This window comes from Roseibium sp. FZY0029, from assembly GCF_036350355.1.
Taxonomy (GTDB): Bacteria; Pseudomonadota; Alphaproteobacteria; order Rhizobiales; family Stappiaceae; genus Roseibium.
Window position 1 is genome coordinate 190,080 of the sequence record NZ_JAZDVZ010000005.1, and the last position, 19,296, is coordinate 209,375.

At 59.2% G+C, this 19,296-nt stretch carries 18 protein-coding genes and 2 tRNA genes (1 of these 20 cut by a window edge); all 20 read left to right on the top strand.

What is annotated here, in order from left to right; translation table 11 throughout:
• Nucleotides 1-53 (top strand) — tRNA-Asp (locus V1T76_RS15650); it begins 124 nt to the left of the window's first position.
• 54 nt (nucleotides 54-107) lie between these two features.
• Nucleotides 108-184 (top strand) — tRNA-Asp (locus V1T76_RS15655).
• Between the two features lie 509 nt (nucleotides 185-693).
• Entirely contained in the window at nucleotides 694-1,059 is a 366-nt protein-coding gene (locus V1T76_RS15660) for an NADH-quinone oxidoreductase subunit A (RefSeq protein ID WP_006934719.1), read from the top strand.
• Nucleotides 1,050-1,628, top strand: coding sequence for a NuoB/complex I 20 kDa subunit family protein (locus V1T76_RS15665; protein WP_006934718.1), 579 nt, complete (start codon nucleotides 1,050-1,052; stop codon nucleotides 1,626-1,628). The genes V1T76_RS15660 and V1T76_RS15665 overlap by 10 nt, the downstream gene beginning before the upstream one ends.
• A gap of 180 nt (nucleotides 1,629-1,808) precedes the next feature.
• Nucleotides 1,809-2,414, top strand: coding sequence for an NADH-quinone oxidoreductase subunit C (locus tag V1T76_RS15670; protein ID WP_330561602.1), 606 nt, complete (start codon nucleotides 1,809-1,811; stop codon nucleotides 2,412-2,414).
• 14 nt (nucleotides 2,415-2,428) lie between these two features.
• Nucleotides 2,429-2,872 (top strand): GFA family protein, encoded by a 444-nt coding sequence (locus V1T76_RS15675; protein WP_330561603.1) that lies wholly within the window; start codon nucleotides 2,429-2,431, stop codon nucleotides 2,870-2,872.
• Nucleotides 2,865-4,049, top strand: a complete 1,185-nt coding sequence (locus V1T76_RS15680; protein WP_330561604.1) for an NADH-quinone oxidoreductase subunit D — start codon at nucleotides 2,865-2,867, stop codon at nucleotides 4,047-4,049. Before V1T76_RS15675 ends, V1T76_RS15680 begins: the two co-directional genes overlap by 8 nt.
• Nucleotides 4,050-4,130: 81 nt before the next feature.
• Nucleotides 4,131-5,444 carry an NADH-quinone oxidoreductase subunit NuoE gene (nuoE, locus tag V1T76_RS15685; protein ID WP_330561605.1) on the top strand — a complete coding sequence of 438 codons (1,314 nt, stop codon included), beginning with the start codon at nucleotides 4,131-4,133 and terminating at the stop codon, nucleotides 5,442-5,444.
• 9 nt (nucleotides 5,445-5,453) lie between these two features.
• Nucleotides 5,454-6,755, top strand: coding sequence for an NADH-quinone oxidoreductase subunit NuoF (nuoF, locus tag V1T76_RS15690; protein WP_022998431.1), 1,302 nt, complete (start codon nucleotides 5,454-5,456; stop codon nucleotides 6,753-6,755).
• Between the two features lie 26 nt (nucleotides 6,756-6,781).
• Nucleotides 6,782-8,845, top strand: a complete 2,064-nt coding sequence (nuoG, locus tag V1T76_RS15695; RefSeq protein ID WP_330561606.1) for an NADH-quinone oxidoreductase subunit NuoG — start codon at nucleotides 6,782-6,784, stop codon at nucleotides 8,843-8,845.
• A 16-nt stretch (nucleotides 8,846-8,861) separates the two neighbouring features.
• Nucleotides 8,862-9,920 carry an NADH-quinone oxidoreductase subunit NuoH gene (gene nuoH, locus V1T76_RS15700; protein WP_330561607.1) on the top strand — a complete coding sequence of 353 codons (1,059 nt, stop codon included), beginning with the start codon at nucleotides 8,862-8,864 and terminating at the stop codon, nucleotides 9,918-9,920.
• Nucleotides 9,917-10,153: a hypothetical protein gene (locus V1T76_RS15705; RefSeq protein WP_006934710.1), complete on the top strand. Its 237-nt coding sequence runs from the start codon at nucleotides 9,917-9,919 to the stop codon at nucleotides 10,151-10,153. Before nuoH ends, V1T76_RS15705 begins: the two co-directional genes overlap by 4 nt.
• 20 nt (nucleotides 10,154-10,173) lie before the next feature.
• On the top strand, nucleotides 10,174-10,662 hold the full coding sequence (gene nuoI, locus V1T76_RS15710) for an NADH-quinone oxidoreductase subunit NuoI (protein ID WP_006934709.1): 489 nt from the start codon (nucleotides 10,174-10,176) through the stop codon (nucleotides 10,660-10,662).
• Nucleotides 10,663-10,751: 89 nt separating this feature from the next.
• A complete protein-coding gene (locus V1T76_RS15715) occupies nucleotides 10,752-11,366 on the top strand; it encodes an NADH-quinone oxidoreductase subunit J (RefSeq protein WP_330561975.1) in 615 nt (204 codons plus the stop codon).
• 97 nt (nucleotides 11,367-11,463) lie between these two features.
• Nucleotides 11,464-11,772 carry an NADH-quinone oxidoreductase subunit NuoK gene (nuoK, locus tag V1T76_RS15720; protein ID WP_006934707.1) on the top strand — a complete coding sequence of 103 codons (309 nt, stop codon included), beginning with the start codon at nucleotides 11,464-11,466 and terminating at the stop codon, nucleotides 11,770-11,772.
• 6 nt (nucleotides 11,773-11,778) lie between these two features.
• Nucleotides 11,779-13,782: an NADH-quinone oxidoreductase subunit L gene (gene nuoL, locus V1T76_RS15725; RefSeq protein WP_330561608.1), complete on the top strand. Its 2,004-nt coding sequence runs from the start codon at nucleotides 11,779-11,781 to the stop codon at nucleotides 13,780-13,782.
• The gene (locus tag V1T76_RS15730) at nucleotides 13,782-15,308 is read left to right on the top strand and encodes an NADH-quinone oxidoreductase subunit M (RefSeq protein ID WP_330561609.1); all 1,527 of its coding nucleotides are present in this window, start codon (nucleotides 13,782-13,784) and stop codon (nucleotides 15,306-15,308) included. Before nuoL ends, V1T76_RS15730 begins: the two co-directional genes overlap by 1 nt.
• A 22-nt stretch (nucleotides 15,309-15,330) precedes the next feature.
• Entirely contained in the window at nucleotides 15,331-16,770 is a 1,440-nt protein-coding gene (gene nuoN, locus V1T76_RS15735; RefSeq protein ID WP_330561610.1) for an NADH-quinone oxidoreductase subunit NuoN, read from the top strand.
• 8 nt (nucleotides 16,771-16,778) lie between these two features.
• Entirely contained in the window at nucleotides 16,779-17,552 is a 774-nt protein-coding gene (locus V1T76_RS15740) for a biotin--[acetyl-CoA-carboxylase] ligase (RefSeq protein ID WP_330561611.1), read from the top strand.
• Between the two features lie 42 nt (nucleotides 17,553-17,594).
• Nucleotides 17,595-19,277 (top strand): ribonuclease J, encoded by a 1,683-nt coding sequence (locus V1T76_RS15745; protein WP_330561612.1) that lies wholly within the window; start codon nucleotides 17,595-17,597, stop codon nucleotides 19,275-19,277.
• Nucleotides 19,278-19,296 lie beyond the last annotated feature (19 nt).

Here is a 19,296-nt window from a genome sequence, read left to right on the forward strand (position 1 = left end):
GTGCCGGCCTGTCACGCCGGAGGTCGCGGGTTCGAGCCCCGTCACTCGCGCCACTTCCCATTAATGTACTCCGGTACGAAGGGAAATGGCGCAACTACCGTGAATGTGCGGGTGTAGCTCAGTTGGTTAGAGTGCCGGCCTGTCACGCCGGAGGTCGCGGGTTCGAGCCCCGTCACTCGCGCCACTCACGGTTCTTCTTCTTCACCAGATACTTCTGCCGAAACGTTCAGACCGCGCTTGAAGCGGTTGTCTTGTCGCGCCGCTCGTCTGCCCCCTTGGCATCGACGGCAATATGGCTATCATGCGCTCAAGGCAGCTGCGGCGCAGTCCATTCAAATCTCAGCTCTTTTGGTGTTTGATTGGCGCAGTTCGCGATTCTGCGGGAGGGGTGGAAAACGTACGCAGGTGCGGCATATTTCCTTGAGGGTTGTGCAAAGTTTTTGCCATCCTGCAAACTGGCTGAAATTAAGGATTTGTCGGGGGTAGGTGCGAAACAGGTGCAAACATGGCAAGAGTTTGACCGCACGTGGGTCTTGCGTTGCACCAAGTCGTAAGCTAAGCGTGCGCTCGCATGTTGGTTTCATTATGCCGACGGGCACTGCGTGACCTGCCGGTAAAATGAGGCAACGGGGCGCGCAGCCCCGGCACCGGATCGCCTCCCGATCCGCCTCCATATGCAAGGACGCGAAAGACATGGAAGAACTCTTGCGGGAATATGTCCCGATCGTCGTGTTCATCGGCATTGCGCTGGTGATCGGCCTTGCGCTGCTGATTTCACCGTTCATTCTGGCCTACAAGAATCCGGATCCGGAAAAGCTGTCGGCTTATGAGTGCGGTTTCAACGCCTTCGACGATGCGCGCATGAAATTCGATGTGCGCTTTTATCTGGTCTCGATCCTTTTCATCATATTCGACCTGGAAGTCGCGTTCCTGTTCCCCTGGGCAACCGTGTTCGGTGACCTCGGCTGGTACGGTTTCTGGTCCATGATGGTCTTCCTCGGTGTCCTGACCGTCGGCTTCATCTACGAATGGAAAAAGGGAGCGCTGGAATGGGATTGACCACGACCGAGCCGCTCGTCGCACCGCAGCCGCAGGGTATAATCGACCCGAATACGGGAAAGCCTGTCGGCGCGGATGACGCATTCTTCCTGGAAGTCAACAATGAGCTGGCCGACAAGGGCTTTCTTGTTACCTCCACCGACAACCTCATCCAGTGGGCCCGAACCGGCTCTCTGATGTGGATGACCTTCGGCCTGGCCTGCTGCGCCGTGGAAATGATGCAGATGTCCATGCCGCGCTACGACGCCGAGCGCTTCGGTTTCGCGCCGCGTGCTTCTCCGCGCCAGTCCGACGTCATGATCGTTGCCGGAACGCTGACCAACAAGATGGCGCCGGCTCTGCGCAAGGTCTACGACCAGATGCCCGAGCCGCGCTACGTGATCTCCATGGGCTCCTGCGCCAATGGCGGCGGCTACTACCACTATTCCTATTCGGTGGTGCGTGGTTGCGACCGGGTCGTACCGGTCGATATCTATGTGCCGGGCTGTCCTCCGACAGCCGAGGCTCTGCTCTACGGCGTGTTGATGCTTCAAAAGAAGATCCGCCGCACGGGTACGATCGAAAGATAAGGATCTGCCGCCGGAGAGGCGGCGGATTTTTAAGGAAGCCGGCGCATGGCGCCTGCCAAATTGACTATACGGGTCGCGCCCTGCTGGCGCCGAGGAGCCCGGCAAACTGGATCGATCTGCAGTTGGCATTCAATCGGAACCGGTTGGCCGCCTGTTGATCTACGAGTGAGGTCGAACACGATGGACGAAACGTTGAAGGAACTCGCTGAGCATATCGAGCTCGGTCTGGGTGAGTCCCTTGTGTCCTGGAAGGTCGAATATGGTGAGCTGACGCTGACCGTAAACGCGACCGACATTCTCGATGCGATCCGCTTTCTGCGCGACAACAGTTCGTGCAAGTTTGTCAATCTGACGGACATTTGCGGTGTGGACTATCCGTCGCGCGAAAAGCGCTTCGACGTGGTCTATCACTTCCTGTCTCCCGTTCAGAACCAGCGCATCCGCGTAAAGATCGCGACCGACGAGAATACGCCGGTGGCTTCGCTGACACCACTGTTTCCGGGTGCCGAATGGTTCGAGCGTGAAGCCTACGACATGTACGGCATCCTGTTTTCCGGCCATCCGGACCTCCGCCGCATCCTGACCGACTATGGTTTCGACGGCCATCCGCTGCGCAAGGACTTTCCGGTCACCGGGTTTGTGGAAGTTCGCTACGACGACGAGAAGAAACGCGTTGTCTATGAACCTGTCCGTCTGAACCAGGAAATGCGCTCCTTCGACTTCCTCTCGCCCTGGGAAGGCACGGATTACGTGCTGCCCGGTGACGAGAAGGCCACGACGAACTGAGGGGCAGGGCAGGAATGAGCGAACGGCTTTCAGGTGGTTGTCTTTGCGGCGAAGTGCGGTTTTCCGCCACGCCTGTCGACAGCGAAATGGGCGTTTGTCACTGCGCCATGTGCCGTCGCTGGACCGGTGGCACGTATATGGCCGTGAACTGCGGACCGATGGACAGTCTGGAAATCGAAGGCAAGGATGCTCTCGGCGTCTACAAGTCTTCCGACTACGGTGAACGGGTGTTCTGCAGCAAATGCGGCTCCTCGCTGATGTGGCGCATGGCTGACGGGTCTCATGTCAGTGTCTCCGCGCAAGCCTTTGACGACCCGGCTGCGTTCAAGTTCACGTCCGAGATTTTCGTTGACGAACAGCCGGCAAACTACGCGTTCGCAAACGATACCCGCAGAATGACCGGTCCCGAAGTCATCGCCTATTTCACGCAAAAAATGCAGGAACCTCAAAATGGCTGAGGCTCAGGTTCGTAACTTCAATATCAACTTCGGTCCGCAGCACCCGGCAGCGCACGGCGTGTTGCGCCTCGTGCTTGAGCTGGACGGCGAAGTGGTCACCCGGGTGGATCCGCATATCGGTCTCCTGCACCGTGGAACCGAAAAGCTGATCGAGCAGAAGACCTATCTGCAGGCCGTTCCTTATTTCGATCGCCTCGACTACGTGGCGCCGATGAATCAGGAACATGCGTTTGCCCTTGCTGTAGAGCGTATGCTCGGTGTGGAAGTGCCCAAGCGCGGCCAGTTGATCCGTGTCCTTTATTCGGAAATCGGCCGTCTGCTATCGCATCTTCTGAACGTTACGACCCAGGCGATGGACGTTGGCGCCTTGACACCGCCGCTCTGGGGCTTCGAACCCCGCGAAGAGCTGATGGTATTTTATGAGCGGGCCTGTGGAGCGCGCATGCACGCTGCTTACGTCCGTCCGGGTGGCGTTCACCAGGATCTGTCTCGTGAACTGCTCGACGATATCTGGGACTTCTGCGATCCGTTCCTGCAGACGCTGGACGATATCGAGGGGCTTCTGACCGATAACCGCATTTTCAAGCAGCGGAACGTCGACATCGGTGTCGTCGATCTTGACGATGCCTGGGCCTGGGGTTTCTCGGGCGTGATGGTCCGCGGCTCCGGTGCGCCTTGGGATCTGCGCAAATCGCAACCTTACGAATGCTATTCCGAACTTGATTTCGATATTCCGATCGGCAAGAACGGCGACTGCTACGACCGCTACCTGATCCGCATGGAAGAAATGCGCCAGTCAGTCCGCATCATGAAGCAGTGCCTTGAAAAGCTGACTGTCGAAACGGGTCCGGTTTCGTCTATCGACGGCAAGATCGTGCCGCCGAAGCGTGGGGAAATGAAGCGCTCGATGGAAGCGCTAATTCACCACTTCAAGCTCTACACCGAAGGGTATCACGTCCCTGAGGGCGAAGTTTACGCAGCCGTCGAAGCGCCGAAGGGTGAATTCGGCGTCTATCTGGTCGCGGACGGTACCAACAAGCCGTACCGTTGCAAGATCAAGGCTCCGGGCTATAGCCACCTTCAGGCCATGGACTTCCTGTGCCGCGGGCACATGCTTGCCGACGTTTCGGCAGTGCTGGGGTCTCTGGACATCGTGTTCGGTGAGGTCGACCGCTGATGCGGGCGGCTCACAACCACTTTTCGACCCTGGCAGCCGCCCGTCCGGCTCCGGTCATTATGACAGAACGGGGATAACACCATGGCAGTTCGCCGACTTGCCGCGGAACAACCAGAAAGCTTCGCGTTCACCGAGAAGAACCTCGAATGGGCGAAGAAGCTGATCGACCGTTATCCGGCAGGCCGTCAGGCCTCCGCGGTCATTCCGCTTTTGTGGCGTGCGCAGGAACAGAACGAAGGCTGGGTGAGTGAGCCGGCAATCCGCTACATCGCGGAGCTGCTGGACATGCCGAAGATCCGCGTTCTGGAAGTGGCGACGTTCTACACCATGTTCCAGCTGCAGCCGGTCGGCAAGAAAGCGCACATTCAGGTTTGCGGCACGACACCCTGCCAGTTGCGCGGCTCGGAAGACCTTATCAAGATCTGCAAGAGCCGCATCGCCAAGCACATGCATGAAATCTCCGAGGACGGCATGTTCTCCTGGGAAGAAGTCGAATGCCTTGGCGCCTGTGTGAATGCACCGATGGTGCAGATCTTCAAGGATACCTATGAAGACCTGACGCCGGATAGCTTCAATCAGCTTATCGATGACATTGCCGCCGGCAAGGAAGTGACACCGGGTCCGCAGAATGGCCGCCGGTTCGCCATGGCCGAAGGCGGTCAGACGAGCCTGACCGAGCTCGACGACGATACCAAGGGTGTGCTGCCGGTGCCGCACCTTGTCGATGGGTCCGAGAAGGCCTCTCATGCCTTTGCCGGTCCCTCGATCAACGCCGGCGGAAACGATTTTGACGGCGTGCCGACACCGGCTGAAGACGCGGTTGCTCGCGTGAAAGCTGCCCATGCAGCCAAGTCCGAGCAAAAGAGCGAAGAACCCGTGGGTAAGGTGGCCGCGCCGGAAAAGGCAAAGCCTGCTGCTCCCAAGAAGGCGCAGGCCGCCGGAGACGACGCCAAGACATCTCCTGCAACGCCCAAGGCGCGTAGCGAGAACAAGGGCCGTCCCGATTCCAACGACCGGACCGAAGTCGAGGTTGCTCGCACCGCCGATACCAGCGGCGACGATGCGGCCGCAGCTGACAAGGGCGGTGAGGGTGAGAAAGAGCCTGAACTGCTGAAGAACGCTCGCGGCGGCAAAGCGGACGACCTCAAGAAACTCAAGGGTGTCGGACCAAAGCTGGAAGCGACGCTCAACGAACTCGGGTTCTTCCACTTCGACCAGGTCGCAAGCTGGGGACCACAGGAAATTGCCTGGGTCGACAGCCGGCTGAAGTTCAAGGGCCGGATCGAGCGTGATGGCTGGATCGACCAGGCAAAGATCCTCGCTTCCGGCGAGGAAACTGAATTTTCGAAGCGCGTGGAAGCCGGTGAAGTGGCCTCCTCCAAGAGCGAAGACTAGGGGGAAGAGATGCTGAAGGATCAGGATCGGATCTTCACCAATATCTACGGTCTCCACGACTGGGGCCTGGAAGGCGCCAAGAAGCGCGGACAGTGGGACAATACCAAGGGCCTCATCGACAAGGGGCGCGACTGGATCATTCAGGAAATGAAGGATTCTGGTCTGCGCGGCCGAGGCGGTGCGGGTTTCCCGACCGGCCTGAAGTGGTCGTTCATGCCCAAGGAATCCGACGGCCGTCCGGCTTATCTCGTCGTCAACGCGGACGAGTCCGAACCGGGCACCTGCAAGGACCGTGAAATTCTGCGTCACGACCCGCATACGCTGGTCGAAGGGTGTCTGGTCGCCGGTTATGCGATGGGCGCCATTGCTGCCTATATCTATGTTCGCGGCGAGTTCATTCGCGAGCGTGAGCGCCTTCAGGCCGCGATCGACCAGGCTTATGACGCCGGTCTGATCGGCAAGAACAACAAGAACGGCTACGACTTCGACATCTACGTTCACCACGGTGCCGGCGCTTATATCTGCGGCGAGGAAACTGCGCTGCTGGAGAGCTTGGAAGGCAAGAAGGGCCAACCGCGCCTGAAGCCGCCGTTCCCGGCCAACGTCGGGCTCTACGGTTGCCCGACCACGGTGAACAACGTGGAATCGATTGCGGTTGCGCCGACCATCCTGCGCCGCGGCGCTGCCTGGTTCTCGGCCCTCGGCCGCCCGAACAACACCGGCACCAAGCTTTTCTGCGTTTCCGGTCACGTGAACAAGCCGTCGACCTTCGAGGAAGAGCTGGGCATTCCGTTTGCCGAGATGATCGACAAGCATTGCGGTGGCATTCGGGGTGGTTGGGATAATCTCCTCGCCGTTATTCCCGGTGGTTCGTCTGTTCCGTGCCTGACGGCAGAGCAGATCAAGGACGCGCCGATGGACTTCGATACGCTGCGCGGCCTCGGCTCCGGTCTGGGCACGGCAGCTGTGATCGTGATGGACAAGTCGACGGACATCATCAAGGCCATTGCCCGCCTGTCCTACTTCTACAAGCACGAGAGCTGCGGACAGTGCACGCCGTGCCGTGAAGGCACGGGCTGGATGTGGCGTGTGATGGAACGCATGGTGAAGGGCGAATCCTCCTATGAGGAAATCGACATGCTGTTCAAGGTGACCAAGCAGGTCGAGGGCCACACGATTTGCGCACTCGGGGATGCGGCCGCCTGGCCGATCCAGGGTTTGATCAAGAATTTCCGGCCTGTTATCGAGCAACGCATCGATGACTATGTCGCCAAGTCGAAGTCTTCTTCGACCATGGTGGCGGCTGAGTAAGCGGAACGGGATTTGGAGAGCAACGGATGACGAAGCTCATCATCGACGGCAAGGAAGTGGATGTCCCGGCGGACTACACGCTGCTTCAGGCCTGTGAAGAGGCGGGCGCCGAGGTTCCGCGCTTTTGTTACCATGACCGGCTGTCGATCGCCGGCAACTGCCGCATGTGCCTGGTGGAAGTGAAGGGCGGACCGCCCAAGCCGACCGCCTCCTGCGCCATGGGCGTGAAGGATCTGCGTCCGGGCCCGAACGGCGAACCGCCGGTGGTCGAGACCAAGTCCGAAATGGTCAAGAAGGCCCGCGAAGGGGTGATGGAGTTCCTGCTCATCAACCATCCGCTGGACTGCCCGATCTGCGACCAGGGCGGCGAGTGTGACCTGCAGGATCAGGCGATGGCCTATGGCGTCGACGGATCCCGGTTCCACGAGAACAAGCGTGCCGTTGAGAACAAGGAAATCGGTCCGCTGATCAAGACAATCATGACCCGCTGCATCCACTGCACGCGCTGTGTCCGTTTCACGACGGAAGTGTGCGGCGTCACCGATATGGGTCTGATCGGCCGCGGTGAAGATGCGGAAATCACTACCTATCTCGAGGCAGCCCTGTCGTCCGAAATGCAGGGCAACGTCGCAGACCTTTGCCCGGTTGGCGCTCTGACGCACAAGCCTTACGAATTCCACGCTCGTCCGTGGGAGCTCACCAAGACGGAGAGCATCGACGTGATGGACGCGGTTGGCTCCGCAATCCGTGTCGATACACGCGGCAAGGAAGTCATGCGGGTCATGCCGCGCCTCAACGAAGAGGTGAACGAGGAATGGATCTCCGACAAGTCCCGCTACATCTGGGATGGTCTGAAGACCCAGCGCCTCGACCGGCCTTATGCCAAGAAGGACGGCAAGCTGCAGCCCGTTTCGTGGGGTGAAGCATTCCAGATCATCGCCGAAAAGGTGAAGGGCACGAGCGCCGACAAGATCGGTGCTCTCGCTGGCCAGATGGCAGGCGTTGAAGACATGTTCGCGCTGAAGAGCCTGATGGACAAGCTCGGTGTTGCCAACATCGACAGCCGCTTCCCGGGGTCTCCGCTGCATCCGAAGAACGGCCGCGCAAGTTATCTCTTCAACAGCACCATCCAGGGCATTGAAGACGCTGACGCGATCATGCTGATCGGCACAAATCCGCGCCAGGAAGCGCCGGTTCTGAACGCCCGTATCCGCAAGCGCTGGGTCCGGGGCGATGTCACCATCGGCCTGATCGGCGAAAATGCCGACCTGACCTATCCGGTGACCTATCTCGGCGCCGGTCCGGACAGCTTGAAGGAATTCGTGAAGCACGCTCCGGCGAAGGCCGAACGTCCGATGTTCATCATCGGACAGGGCGCGCTGAACCGCCCGGACGGGGCCGAGATCCTGGCAACGCTTGCGGAAGCCGCCAAGTCGCTCGGTGTCGTAAAGGACGGCTGGAACGGTTTCAACATCCTGCACACCGAAGCTTCGCAGGTGGGCGCACTCGATCTCGGGTTCGTACCGGGCGAGGGTGGCAAGGACACCGGCGCAATGCTGGAGCCTGGCGCTCTTGATGTGCTGTTCCTGCTGGGCGTCGATGAGGTCGAAGTTCCGGAAGGGGCTTTTGTCGTCTACCAGGGAACGCATGGCGACCGCGGTGCACACCGTGCGGACGTGATCCTGCCGGGTGCCGCCTACACGGAAAAATCCGCGATCTACGTCAACACCGAAGGCCGCGTCCAGATGGCCGACCGGGCTGCGTTCCCTCCGGGCGATGCCCGCGAAGACTGGGCGATCCTTCGCGCGCTTTCCGCGGTTCTCGGCCAGACGCTGGAGTTCAACTCTCTTGCAGAACTGCGCGCCAAGCTGTTCGAAGCCGTTCCGCACCTGACGGGCATCGATGCAATCGAGGCCGGCGATGTGGGCGATATCGTAAAGCTCGGCAATGCCAAGGCCAAGATGGACAGCGCGGGCTTCACCAACGTGATCCGCGACTTTTACCTGACCAACCCGATCGCTCGTGCGTCGAAGACGATGGCCGAGTGTTCGGCCCTCGCCAAGACGCGAGCGGCAGAAGCAGCAGAATAAGGGGTAGGGGACCGATATGACTGAGTTCATGACGACCTACGGTTGGCCGTTCCTCTGGATGGCGTTCCAGAGCGTTCTGCTGATGGTCGTGCTTCTGGTGATTGTCGCCTACGTGCTCTACGCAGACCGCAAGATCTGGGCTGCCGTTCAGATTCGCCGCGGCCCGAACGTGGTTGGTCCATGGGGCTTGTTGCAGAGTTTCGCCGATCTTTTGAAATTCGTCCTGAAAGAGCCGGTGATCCCGTCGGGATCCAACAAAGTTCTGTTCCTTCTGGCGCCGCTGGTGTCCGTGCTTCTGGCTCTTGCGGCCTGGGCCGTGATCCCGGTCGCGGACGGCTGGGTGATCGCCAACATCAATCTTGGCGTTCTCTTCGTCTTCGCGGTGTCTTCGCTGGAAGTCTACGGGGTCATTATCGGTGGTTGGGCATCCAACTCCAAATACCCGTTCCTGTCGGCTTTGCGTTCGGCCGCGCAGATGGTTTCCTATGAAGTTTCTATCGGCTTCGTGATCGTAACCGTGCTTCTGTGCGCCGGAACGTTGAACCTCTCCGGTATCGTCCACGCACAGCAGACCGGTCTTGCCAACATGCTCGGTGTGCCGTGGCTGTCATTCCTGAACTGGTACTGGTTGCCGCTGTTCCCGATGTTCGTGGTGTTTTTCATCTCGGCACTGGCAGAAACCAACCGTCCGCCGTTCGATCTTGCGGAAGCGGAATCGGAACTGGTTGCCGGCTTCATGGTGGAATACGGCTCGACCCCGTACATGATGTTCATGCTCGGTGAATATGTCGCCATCTGCCTGATGTGCGCCTTGATGAGCATCTTCTTCATGGGCGGATGGCTGCCGCCGTTCGATTTTGCACCCTTCACCTGGGTTCCGGGCATCGTCTGGTTCCTTCTGAAGTGTTTCCTTGGCTTCTTCATGTTCGCCATGGTGAAGGCAATGGTTCCGCGCTACCGCTATGACCAACTGATGCGCCTGGGCTGGAAAGTCTTCCTGCCGCTGTCGCTGGCGATGGTCGTGATTGTTGCCGCAGTTCTGATGGTCATGGGCTGGGCCCCGGGTTCGGCGTGACCATCTCGCTCGCCGGTGCAATCGGTGCCGCCGTCGGTCTTTATGTCGGCTGGCTCGATTGGAAGATCCTGAAGGGCATGCTTCAGGCGGCTGAGACGAAGAACAGACAAGCTGGCGGCGACGGTGGTGTCGCGGCCAGGCACAAGGCGCTTCTGGGCGCACTGGTTTTTGGAGTTCCGGTGTTCGGTTTCCCGATCATCGGCTATTGGGCCGCCAGTCAGCTGGCTGGTTGAGGAAAGAGAGGCTAAAAGCGATGGGACTTAGTCAAGCCGTCAAATCGCTGTTTCTGCAGGAGTTCGTGTCGGCCTTCGTTCTGGCAATGCGTTACTTCTTCAAGCCGAAACCAACGGTCAATTACCCGTTTGAGAAGGGCCCGGTGAGCCCGCGTTTCCGGGGCGAGCATGCCCTGCGTCGTTATCCGAACGGCGAAGAACGCTGCATTGCCTGCAAGCTGTGCGAAGCCATCTGCCCGGCACAGGCAATCACCATCGAGGCCGGTCCGCGCCGCAACGACGGCACGCGCCGGACCACGCGCTACGACATCGACATGGTCAAATGCATCTACTGCGGCTTCTGTCAGGAAGCCTGCCCGGTGGATGCGATCGTCGAGGGACCCAATTTCGAATTCGCTACGGAAACCCGCGAAGAGCTTTACTACGACAAGGAAAAGCTGCTTGCGAACGGCGACCGCTGGGAACGCGAAATTGCCCGCAACATTGAAATGGATGCTCCTTACCGTTAGGAGCATACCCACCAATGGATTCTCGCCCGGCAATCCGGCCGGGCACCGCACTTCCGGCCTCAAGGCCACACGACAGGCAGGTCTTCGAAATGATCCTGAAAGCCCTCTTTTTCTACCTGTTTGCCGGCGTCACACTGGCGTCAGCATTCATGGTGATCGCGTCGCGCAATCCGGTGACGTCGGTTCTGTTCCTGATCCTGGCGTTTGTGAATTCCGCAGGTCTTTTCATTCTGCTGGGCGCTGAATACCTGGCCCTTCTGCTGGTGGTCGTCTATGTCGGCGCGGTGGCGGTGCTGTTCCTGTTCGTCGTCATGATGCTGGATGTGGACTTCGTCGAGTTGCGACAGGGCTTCCTGCAGTATCTGCCCGTCGGCGCGCTTGTCGGCGTGATCCTGCTGGTCGAGCTGCTGATGGGGCTCGGTGCCTGGATCATCGCACCGGGCGTACTCGGGCACGGGGCCGAGCCAATGCCGGCCCTGAGCGACGTGAGCAACATCCAGGCGATCGGATCGGTGCTCTACACCAAGTACATCTACTTCTTCCAGGTCGCTGGCCTGGTTCTTCTGGTGGCCATGATCGGGGCGATTGTCCTGACCCTGCGCCACAAACCAAATGTCAAACGTCAAAGCATTCCGGACCAGGTTGCGCGCAATCGCGAAACCTCCATCGAGGTCCGCAAGGTGGAAACGGGCAAGGGTATCTGACGCAACAAGGTTGCGTTTTCGAGAAAGTCCGGGAACCTGCACGCTCCTCCGTGCTGTTTCCGGTTGGGGTAAACGAGGGGAGCACGGCGAGGCGCCCATGGAAATCGGTCTGTCGCACTATCTGTCGGTCGCGGCGATCCTGTTCACGATCGGGATCTTCGGGATCTTCCTGAACAGGAAAAACGTGATTGTTATCTTGATGTCTATCGAACTGCTGCTGCTGTCGGTGAACATCAACTTTGTCGCCTTTTCGTCGTTCCTCGGCGACATGATGGGCCAGATCTTTACCATGCTGGTTCTCACCGTGGCTGCCGCAGAGGCCGCCATCGGCCTAGCGATCCTGGTGGTCTTCCACCGGAACCGCGGCTCCATCGCCGTGGAAGACGTCAACGTGATGAAAGGGTAGGAGCTGATGTATTCCGCAATCCTGTTCCTGCCGCTGATAGGCTTCCTGATCGCCGGTCTTTTCGGCCGCGCCATCGGTGCCAAGGCCAGTGAATATATTACCAGTGGTCTGCTGATCATTGCGGCGCTGCTGTCCTGGATCACCTTCTTCGGGTTCTGGCTCGGCGGCTCCGAAATGCAGATTGTCGATCTGTTCCGCTGGATCGATGCTGGTGATCTCAAGGTTTCCTGGTCCATCCGGGTCGACACGCTGACCGCCGTCATGCTGATCGTGGTGACCACTGTGTCCGCGCTGGTGCATGTCTATTCCATCGGCTACATGCATCACGATCCGCACCGGCCGCGCTTCTTTGCCTATCTGTCGCTGTTCACCTTCGCGATGCTGTCGCTGGTTACGGCCGACAACCTTTTGCAGATGTTCTTTGGCTGGGAAGGCGTGGGCCTTGCCTCATACCTCCTGATCGGCTTCTGGTACCAGAAGCCTTCCGCAAACGCGGCCGCAATGAAGGCCTTCGTCGTCAACCGCGTTGGCGACTTCGGTTTCGCGCTTGGTATTTTCGGTGTCTTCTATCTGTTCCAGAGCATCGAATTCACGACCATCTTCAACGATGCGCCGTCCTTCATTCAGGAGCACGGCGAGGTGATGACCTTCCTCGGGTATCATCTTGATCCGCATGCCGCGATGACCATCGTCTGCCTGCTGCTCTTCATGGGGGCTATGGGCAAGTCGGCTCAGTTCCTGCTGCACACCTGGCTGCCGGACGCCATGGAAGGCCCGACACCGGTTTCCGCCCTTATTCACGCGGCAACCATGGTGACCGCGGGCGTCTTCATGGTTGCGCGCCTGTCGCCATTGATGGAGCTTTCGCACACTGCTCTGACGGTCATCGTGTTCTTCGGTGCGACGACGGCCTTCTTCGCCGCGACTGTCGGTCTGGTTCAAAACGACATCAAGCGCGTGATTGCCTATTCGACCTGTTCGCAGCTCGGGTACATGTTCGTCGCACTTGGCGTCGGGGCATACTCCATCGGTATCTTCCACCTGTTCACCCACGCCTTCTTCAAGGCGCTCCTGTTCCTATGCGCCGGTTCGGTGATCCATGCCGTTTCCGACGAGCAGGACATGCGCAAGATGGGTGGTCTTCGGAAGCATATCCCGATTACCTACTGGACGATGATGATCGGCACGCTGGCCCTGACCGGTGTCGGCATTCCGTTCACTCATATCGGTTTCGCAGGCTTCATTTCCAAGGACGCGATCATTGAGGCGGCCTTTGCCGGTTCAACGGGCGAACATGCGAATCCGATGGCGCTCTACGGCTTCTGGATGACCGTGATTGCTGCCGCGCTGACGTCTTTCTACTCCTGGCGTCTGACATTCATGACCTTCCACGGTAAGCCACGTGCCCCTGTCGACGTCATGAAGCATGTGCATGAATCGCCGCTGGTCATGACCGTACCGCTGTTCGTCCTGTCCATCGGTGCCGTGCTTGCGGGCATGGTCTTCTACGGCTCGTTCTATGGCGAAGGTTATGCCGAGTTCTGGAAGGGGGCGCTGTTCAACAGTGAAACCAACCACATCCTGCATGCCATGCACGAAGTTCCTGGCTGGGTGAAGGTCTCGCCGTTCGTCATGATGGTTCTGGGCTTCCTGGTTGCTTACCAGTTCTACATCCGCTCGCCGGAAATGCCGAAGCAACTGGCAGAGCGCCATTCCGGCCTCTATCAGTTCCTGCTCAACAAGTGGTATTTCGACGAGCTCTATCACTTCATCTTTATCCGTCCTGCCATGTGGCTCGGCCGGGTCCTCTGGAAGAAGGGCGATGGTACCGTGATTGACGGTTATGGCCCGAACGGCGTTGCCGCCCGTGTCCAGAATGTGACCGCGTGGGTCGTCCGCCTGCAGACTGGATATCTCTATCACTATGCATTTGCGATGCTGATCGGTGTGGCTGCGCTTATCACCTGGTCGATGTTCACCGGTGCGGGCACCGGCGGGGGTGCACACTAATGATTGACTGGCCAATTCTGTCACTCACGACGTTCTTGCCGCTGCTGGGCGTGCTCTTCATTCTCCTGGTTCCGGGGAATGACGAGGGCAGCAAGAAGAACATCCGGATGGTCGCTCTGGTGACCACCTCGGTGACGTTCCTTCTGTCGCTGTTCATCTGGGGTAATTTCGACTACGGCAATTCCGGTTTCCAGTTCGTGGAACACCGCGAATGGCTGGGCAGCAACATCAGCTACCGCATGGGTGTCGACGGTATTTCCGTCCTCTTCGTGATCCTGACCACCTTCCTGATGCCGTTCTGCATCCTGGCCTCCTGGGACAGCGTGCAGAAGCGGGTGAAGGAATACATGATCGCCTTCCTCGTGCTGGAAACGCTGATGATCGGCGTCTTCTGTGCGCTAGATCTGGTCGTGTTCTACGTCTTCTTCGAAGCAGGCCTTATTCCGATGTTCCTGATCATCGGTGTGTGGGGCGGAGCGCGCAGGGTCTATGCATCCTACAAGTTCTTCCTCTACACGCTGCTCGGCTCCGTGCTGATGCTGATCGCGATCATGGCGATGTACTGGAACGCGGGCACCACCAACATCGAAGAGTTGCTGGTGCATCAGTTCCCGGCCGGAATGCAGACCTGGCTCTGGCTGGCTTTTTTCGCGAGCTTTGCCGTGAAGATGCCGATGTGGCCGGTGCATACCTGGTTGCCGGACGCGCACGTGGAAGCTCCGACTGCCGGTTCCGTTATTCTGGCAGGCGTGCTCCTGAAACTCGGCGGTTACGGTTTCCTGCGCTTCTCGCTGCCGATGTTCCCGCTTGCCTCCGACATGTTTGCGCCTTTCGTGTTCACGCTGTCGGTGGTGGCGATCATCTACACGTCTCTGGTGGCGCTCGCCCAGGAGGATATCAAGAAACTGATCGCCTATTCATCGGTCGCGCACATGGGCTATGTCACCATGGGCATCTTCACGATGACTGAGCAGGGCGTGCAGGGCGGTATCTTCCAGATGCTTTCCCACGGCATTGTCTCCGGTGCGCTCTTCCTTTGTGTCGGCGTCATCTACGACCGGATGCACACACGTGAGATCACGGCCTACGGCGGTCTGGTCAACCGGATGCCGAAGTATGCTGTTGCCTTCCTGATCTTCACCATGGCTAACGTTGGCCTGCCGGGTACGTCCGGGTTTGTCGGTGAAATCCTGACGTTGATGGGTGCGTTCCAGGTCAACTCCTGGGTGGCCTTCTTTGCGACCACTGGTGTGATCCTGTCCGCCGCCTATGCGCTTTACCTCTACCGCCGTGTCGTTTTCGGTGCACTGGAAAAGGAAAGCCTCAAGTCGATCCTCGACCTGAACCTCAGGGAGAAGGTTATCCTGGTCCCCATGATCATCCTGACCATCTTCTTCGGCTTCTACCCGATGGCGATCCTGGATGTGACCCAGGGGGCAGTCGACAATCTCATCAATCAATACACCGCGGCGCTTGACGCGGCTGGCATAGTCCAGCACGCAGCCTCCGCCGCCGTGGCCCACTAGGTTTCGAGGACGAGACAGAGCTATGTCTGAATTGACCCTATTGCCAGATCTCAAGCCGGTTCTGCCGGAGATCATCCTGGCCCTCGGAGCCATGGTTCTGCTGATGATCGGCGCCTTTGGCGGCAAGCGTGTCAGCTACGCCGTCTTCGGCGGAGCAATGGGCCTGCTCGGCGGCACCTTCCTGGTGCTTCTGTTCGTGCCGGCCTTTGGTGAAACCTTCGGCGGTTCCTTTATTCTGGACGATTTCGCCTATCTGCTGAAATTGCTGGTGCTGGCGGGTTCGTTCTTCGCCATCGCCATGTCCTGGGCCTATGCCAAGAGCCAGTCGTTCGACCATTTCGAGTATCCGATCCTGATCGTTCTTGCGACGCTCGGCATGATGCTGATGCTGTCGGCCAACGACATGATCGCGCTTTATCTTGGCCTGGAACTGCAGAGCCTTGCGCTCTACGTTGTTGCCGCCATCAACCGGGACAGCGTGCGCTCGACCGAGGCCGGCCTGAAGTACTTCGTGCTGGGTGCTCTTTCGTCGGGCATGCTGCTCTACGGCATGTCGCTGGTCTACGGCTTTTCCGGCCAGATTGCTTTCGATGGCATTGCAGAAGCCTTGTCGCACGACGAAGCTTCCATCGGTCTCGTGATCGGCCTGACCTTCATTCTTGCCGGCCTTGCCTTCAAGATTTCTGCGGTGCCGTTCCACATGTGGACGCCGGATGTTTATGAAGGTGCGCCGACCCCGGTCACCGCCTTCCTGGCAGCGGCACCCAAAGTCGCTGCAATGGGCATGCTTGTCCGTATCGTGATCGAAGGCTTCCAGCCGGTTACCAGCGACTGGCAGCAGATCATCGTGTTCGTGTCGATTGCGTCCATGGTACTCGGTGCGTTCGCGGCTATCGGTCAGCACAATCTGAAACGACTGATGGCCTATTCGTCCATCGGTCACATGGGTTATGCGCTGGTCGGTCTGGCCGCCGGCACCCAGACCGGTGTCGAAGGTGTGATCTTCTACATGATCGCCTACATGGGCATGACGCTTGGCGTCTTCGCCTGCATCCTGTCCATGCGCCGCAAGGATGGCATGGTCGAGGAGATCAGCGATCTTGCAGGCCTTTCTCAGACAAACCTGCCGATGGCAATCCTGCTGGGCCTCTTGATGTTCTCGCTCGCCGGTATCCCGCCGCTGGTCGGTTTCTTCGGCAAGTGGTACGTCTTCAGCGCGGCCGTCGAGGCCGGACTGTTCCCGCTTGCCGTGATCGGTGTGGTCGCGTCTGTCGTGGGGGCCTATTATTACCTCCGCATCGTCAAGGTAATGTTCTTTGACGAGCCGGTCGAAGGCTTCGAGGCCATGCCGATGGAGCTGCGGGTTGTGCTTGGTCTGTCGAGCCTGTTCGTGATCTTCTTCTGGCTGGCGCCCGGGCAGATCGTTGGTGCGGCTAGCACTGCCGCACAGTCGCTCTTCTGACCGACCGCATGACACGTTATGGAAATGAACGTCCGGCGCCCGGTGCGCCGGATTTTCGCTTTGTGGAGCTTGAAACAGTCAGCTCCACAAATTCGCTTTGTTTCGAGCGGGCGCGGCAAGGCGATGCCGGGCGATTGTGGATTCGGGCGGATGAGCAGACCTCTGGGCGAGGCCGGCGTGGACGTGACTGGTCTTCGCCGAAAGGAAATCTGTTCGCGAGCCTCCTCCTGATCGACCCCAAACCGGCCCAACGGATCGGCGAATTGCCGCTTGTCGCGGCCGTCGCCCTTGCTGAAGCCGTTGACAAAGCTGCCGGTACACTGCAACTGGTAAGCCTGAAGTGGCCGAACGACCTGCTTGTTGACGGTTCGAAACTGTCCGGCATTCTGCTGGAGGCTGAAACACTGGCGGATGGACGCCAGGCAGTCGTCCTAGGTTTCGGTGTGAATTGTGTTTCCCACCCGCCGTTGTCACTGTACCGGGCGACAGATCTGAGGAGCCTCGGCTATCTGGTTTCGGCTGAGCGCCTGTTCGAGTGCCTTACGGAGGCGCTTGCGGACAATCTGTCCGGCTGGCAGCACCCTGATGGGTTCGATGGAATTCGCCGCTCATGGCTGAAACGGGCGGCACATCTGGGCAAGACCATAACGGTTCGAACTGCCCAGGAAGAAATTACCGGCACTTTTGCCGATCTGGATGCGCGCGGGCACCTTGTCCTGAAGCAGGATGGTGGCAGCGAGCGCACGATTTATGCGGGTGATGTGTTTATGCCTGGTGCCTGAGCGCCGGGCCGTCACTCGATCTGACCTTTAAAGGAGCAATTCATGGCTTCGGCCAAGAACAACAACAACAACGATATCGTTTTTCTGCCGTTGGGCGGGGTCGGCGAAATCGGCATGAACCTCGGACTGTACGGCTATGGGCCGGAAGACGACCGGACATGGCTCATCGTCGACTGCGGTGTGAGTTTTGCCGGACCGGAACTTCCGGGCATCGATGTGGTCGTCCCGGATATCAAGTTTCTGGAAGATGAAGTCGACAATATCGCCGGCATGGTCATTACCCATGCCCATGAGGACCACTACGGTGGCATCCTGCATCTTTGGCCTTTCCTGAAGGTTCCGGTCTATGCGACGGCCTTCACTGCCGGTCTGCTAGCCGCGAAGACGGAAAGCGAACCGGGGGCGGAAGAAGTGCCGGTGACGGTGGTCAAGCAGGGCGAGCGTCACAAGATTGGCCCATTCGATGTCGAGTTTGTCGCCATGGCGCACTCCATTCCCGAGCCTTGCGCTCTGGCGATCCGTACTCCGGCCGGAATGGTGCTGCACACTGGTGACTGGAAGATCGACAGGACACCGGGCGTCGGGCTGCCGATTGACCTCGACCGGCTTGCCGAACTCGGCCGCGAAGGTGTGATGGCGCTTGTCTGCGACAGCACGAATGCTATCCGTGATGGGGTCAGCCCCAGCGAGGCTGATGTTTCCGTCGAACTGAAGAAGGTGATGGCCAAGGCCAGCAAGCGCATTGCCGTCACCACGTTCGCATCCAACGTTGCGCGTATTCGCGCCATTGCGGAAGCCGCCGCTGCCAACGACCGCGACATGGTGATTGTCGGCCGCTCGATGCATCGGGTGATCGAGGTCGCCGGGGAGCTTGGCTATCTGGATGGGCTGAAGCCGTTCCACGATGAAGAAGCGTATGGCTATGTGCCTCGGGAAAAGACCGTGCTGCTGTGCACGGGATCTCAAGGGGAAGCGCGCGCAGCGCTTGCCAGGATCGCTGCTGGTGACCATCGCAATATCGCCCTGTCAAAGGGCGATATGGTCATCTTTTCTTCTCGCACGATCCCCGGCAACGAGAAAGCCGTTGGTGAGGTACTGAACAACCTTGCCGACAAGGATGTCGACATCGTCACTGACCGCGATGCGCTTGTGCATGTGTCCGGTCACCCGCGCAGGGGCGAATTGGAACAGCTTTACAAGCTGGTGCAGCCGAAAGTCGTGCTTCCCGTTCACGGGGAACCGTTGCATCTTGCCGCACACGCCGCGTTTGCAATGGGCCTTGGAGTGCCTGAAGTGGTGCGCGGCAAGAACGGGGACATCATCCGTCTGAGCGCGGGCCGTGCCGGTATCATCGACGAGGCTCCGTCGGGCATTCTGGTGAAAGACGGCGACATTCTGGACGATCCGGAAGTCACGGGTGTCAAGGAACGGCGCAAGCTGTCCTTCGCAGGTGCTGCCGTGATCGCGCTGGTCGTCAACCGGGCAGGGGAACTGCTCGACGACCCAAATGTCACGCTGCTTGGCTTGCCGGACACGGACGATGACGGTGATCCGATGGAAGATATCGTCATCAAGGCCGTAAGGGGGGCTGTCACCAGCATCCCGAAGAGCCGGCGCAAGGACAAGGATCTGGTTGCCGAGGCTGCGCGCCGTGCGGCCCGGTCCGAGATCTTGAACGTCTGGGGCAAAAAGACGCTCTGCAAGGTGATGGTGACCCAACTATAGTCATCACGGCGGCCCGGGA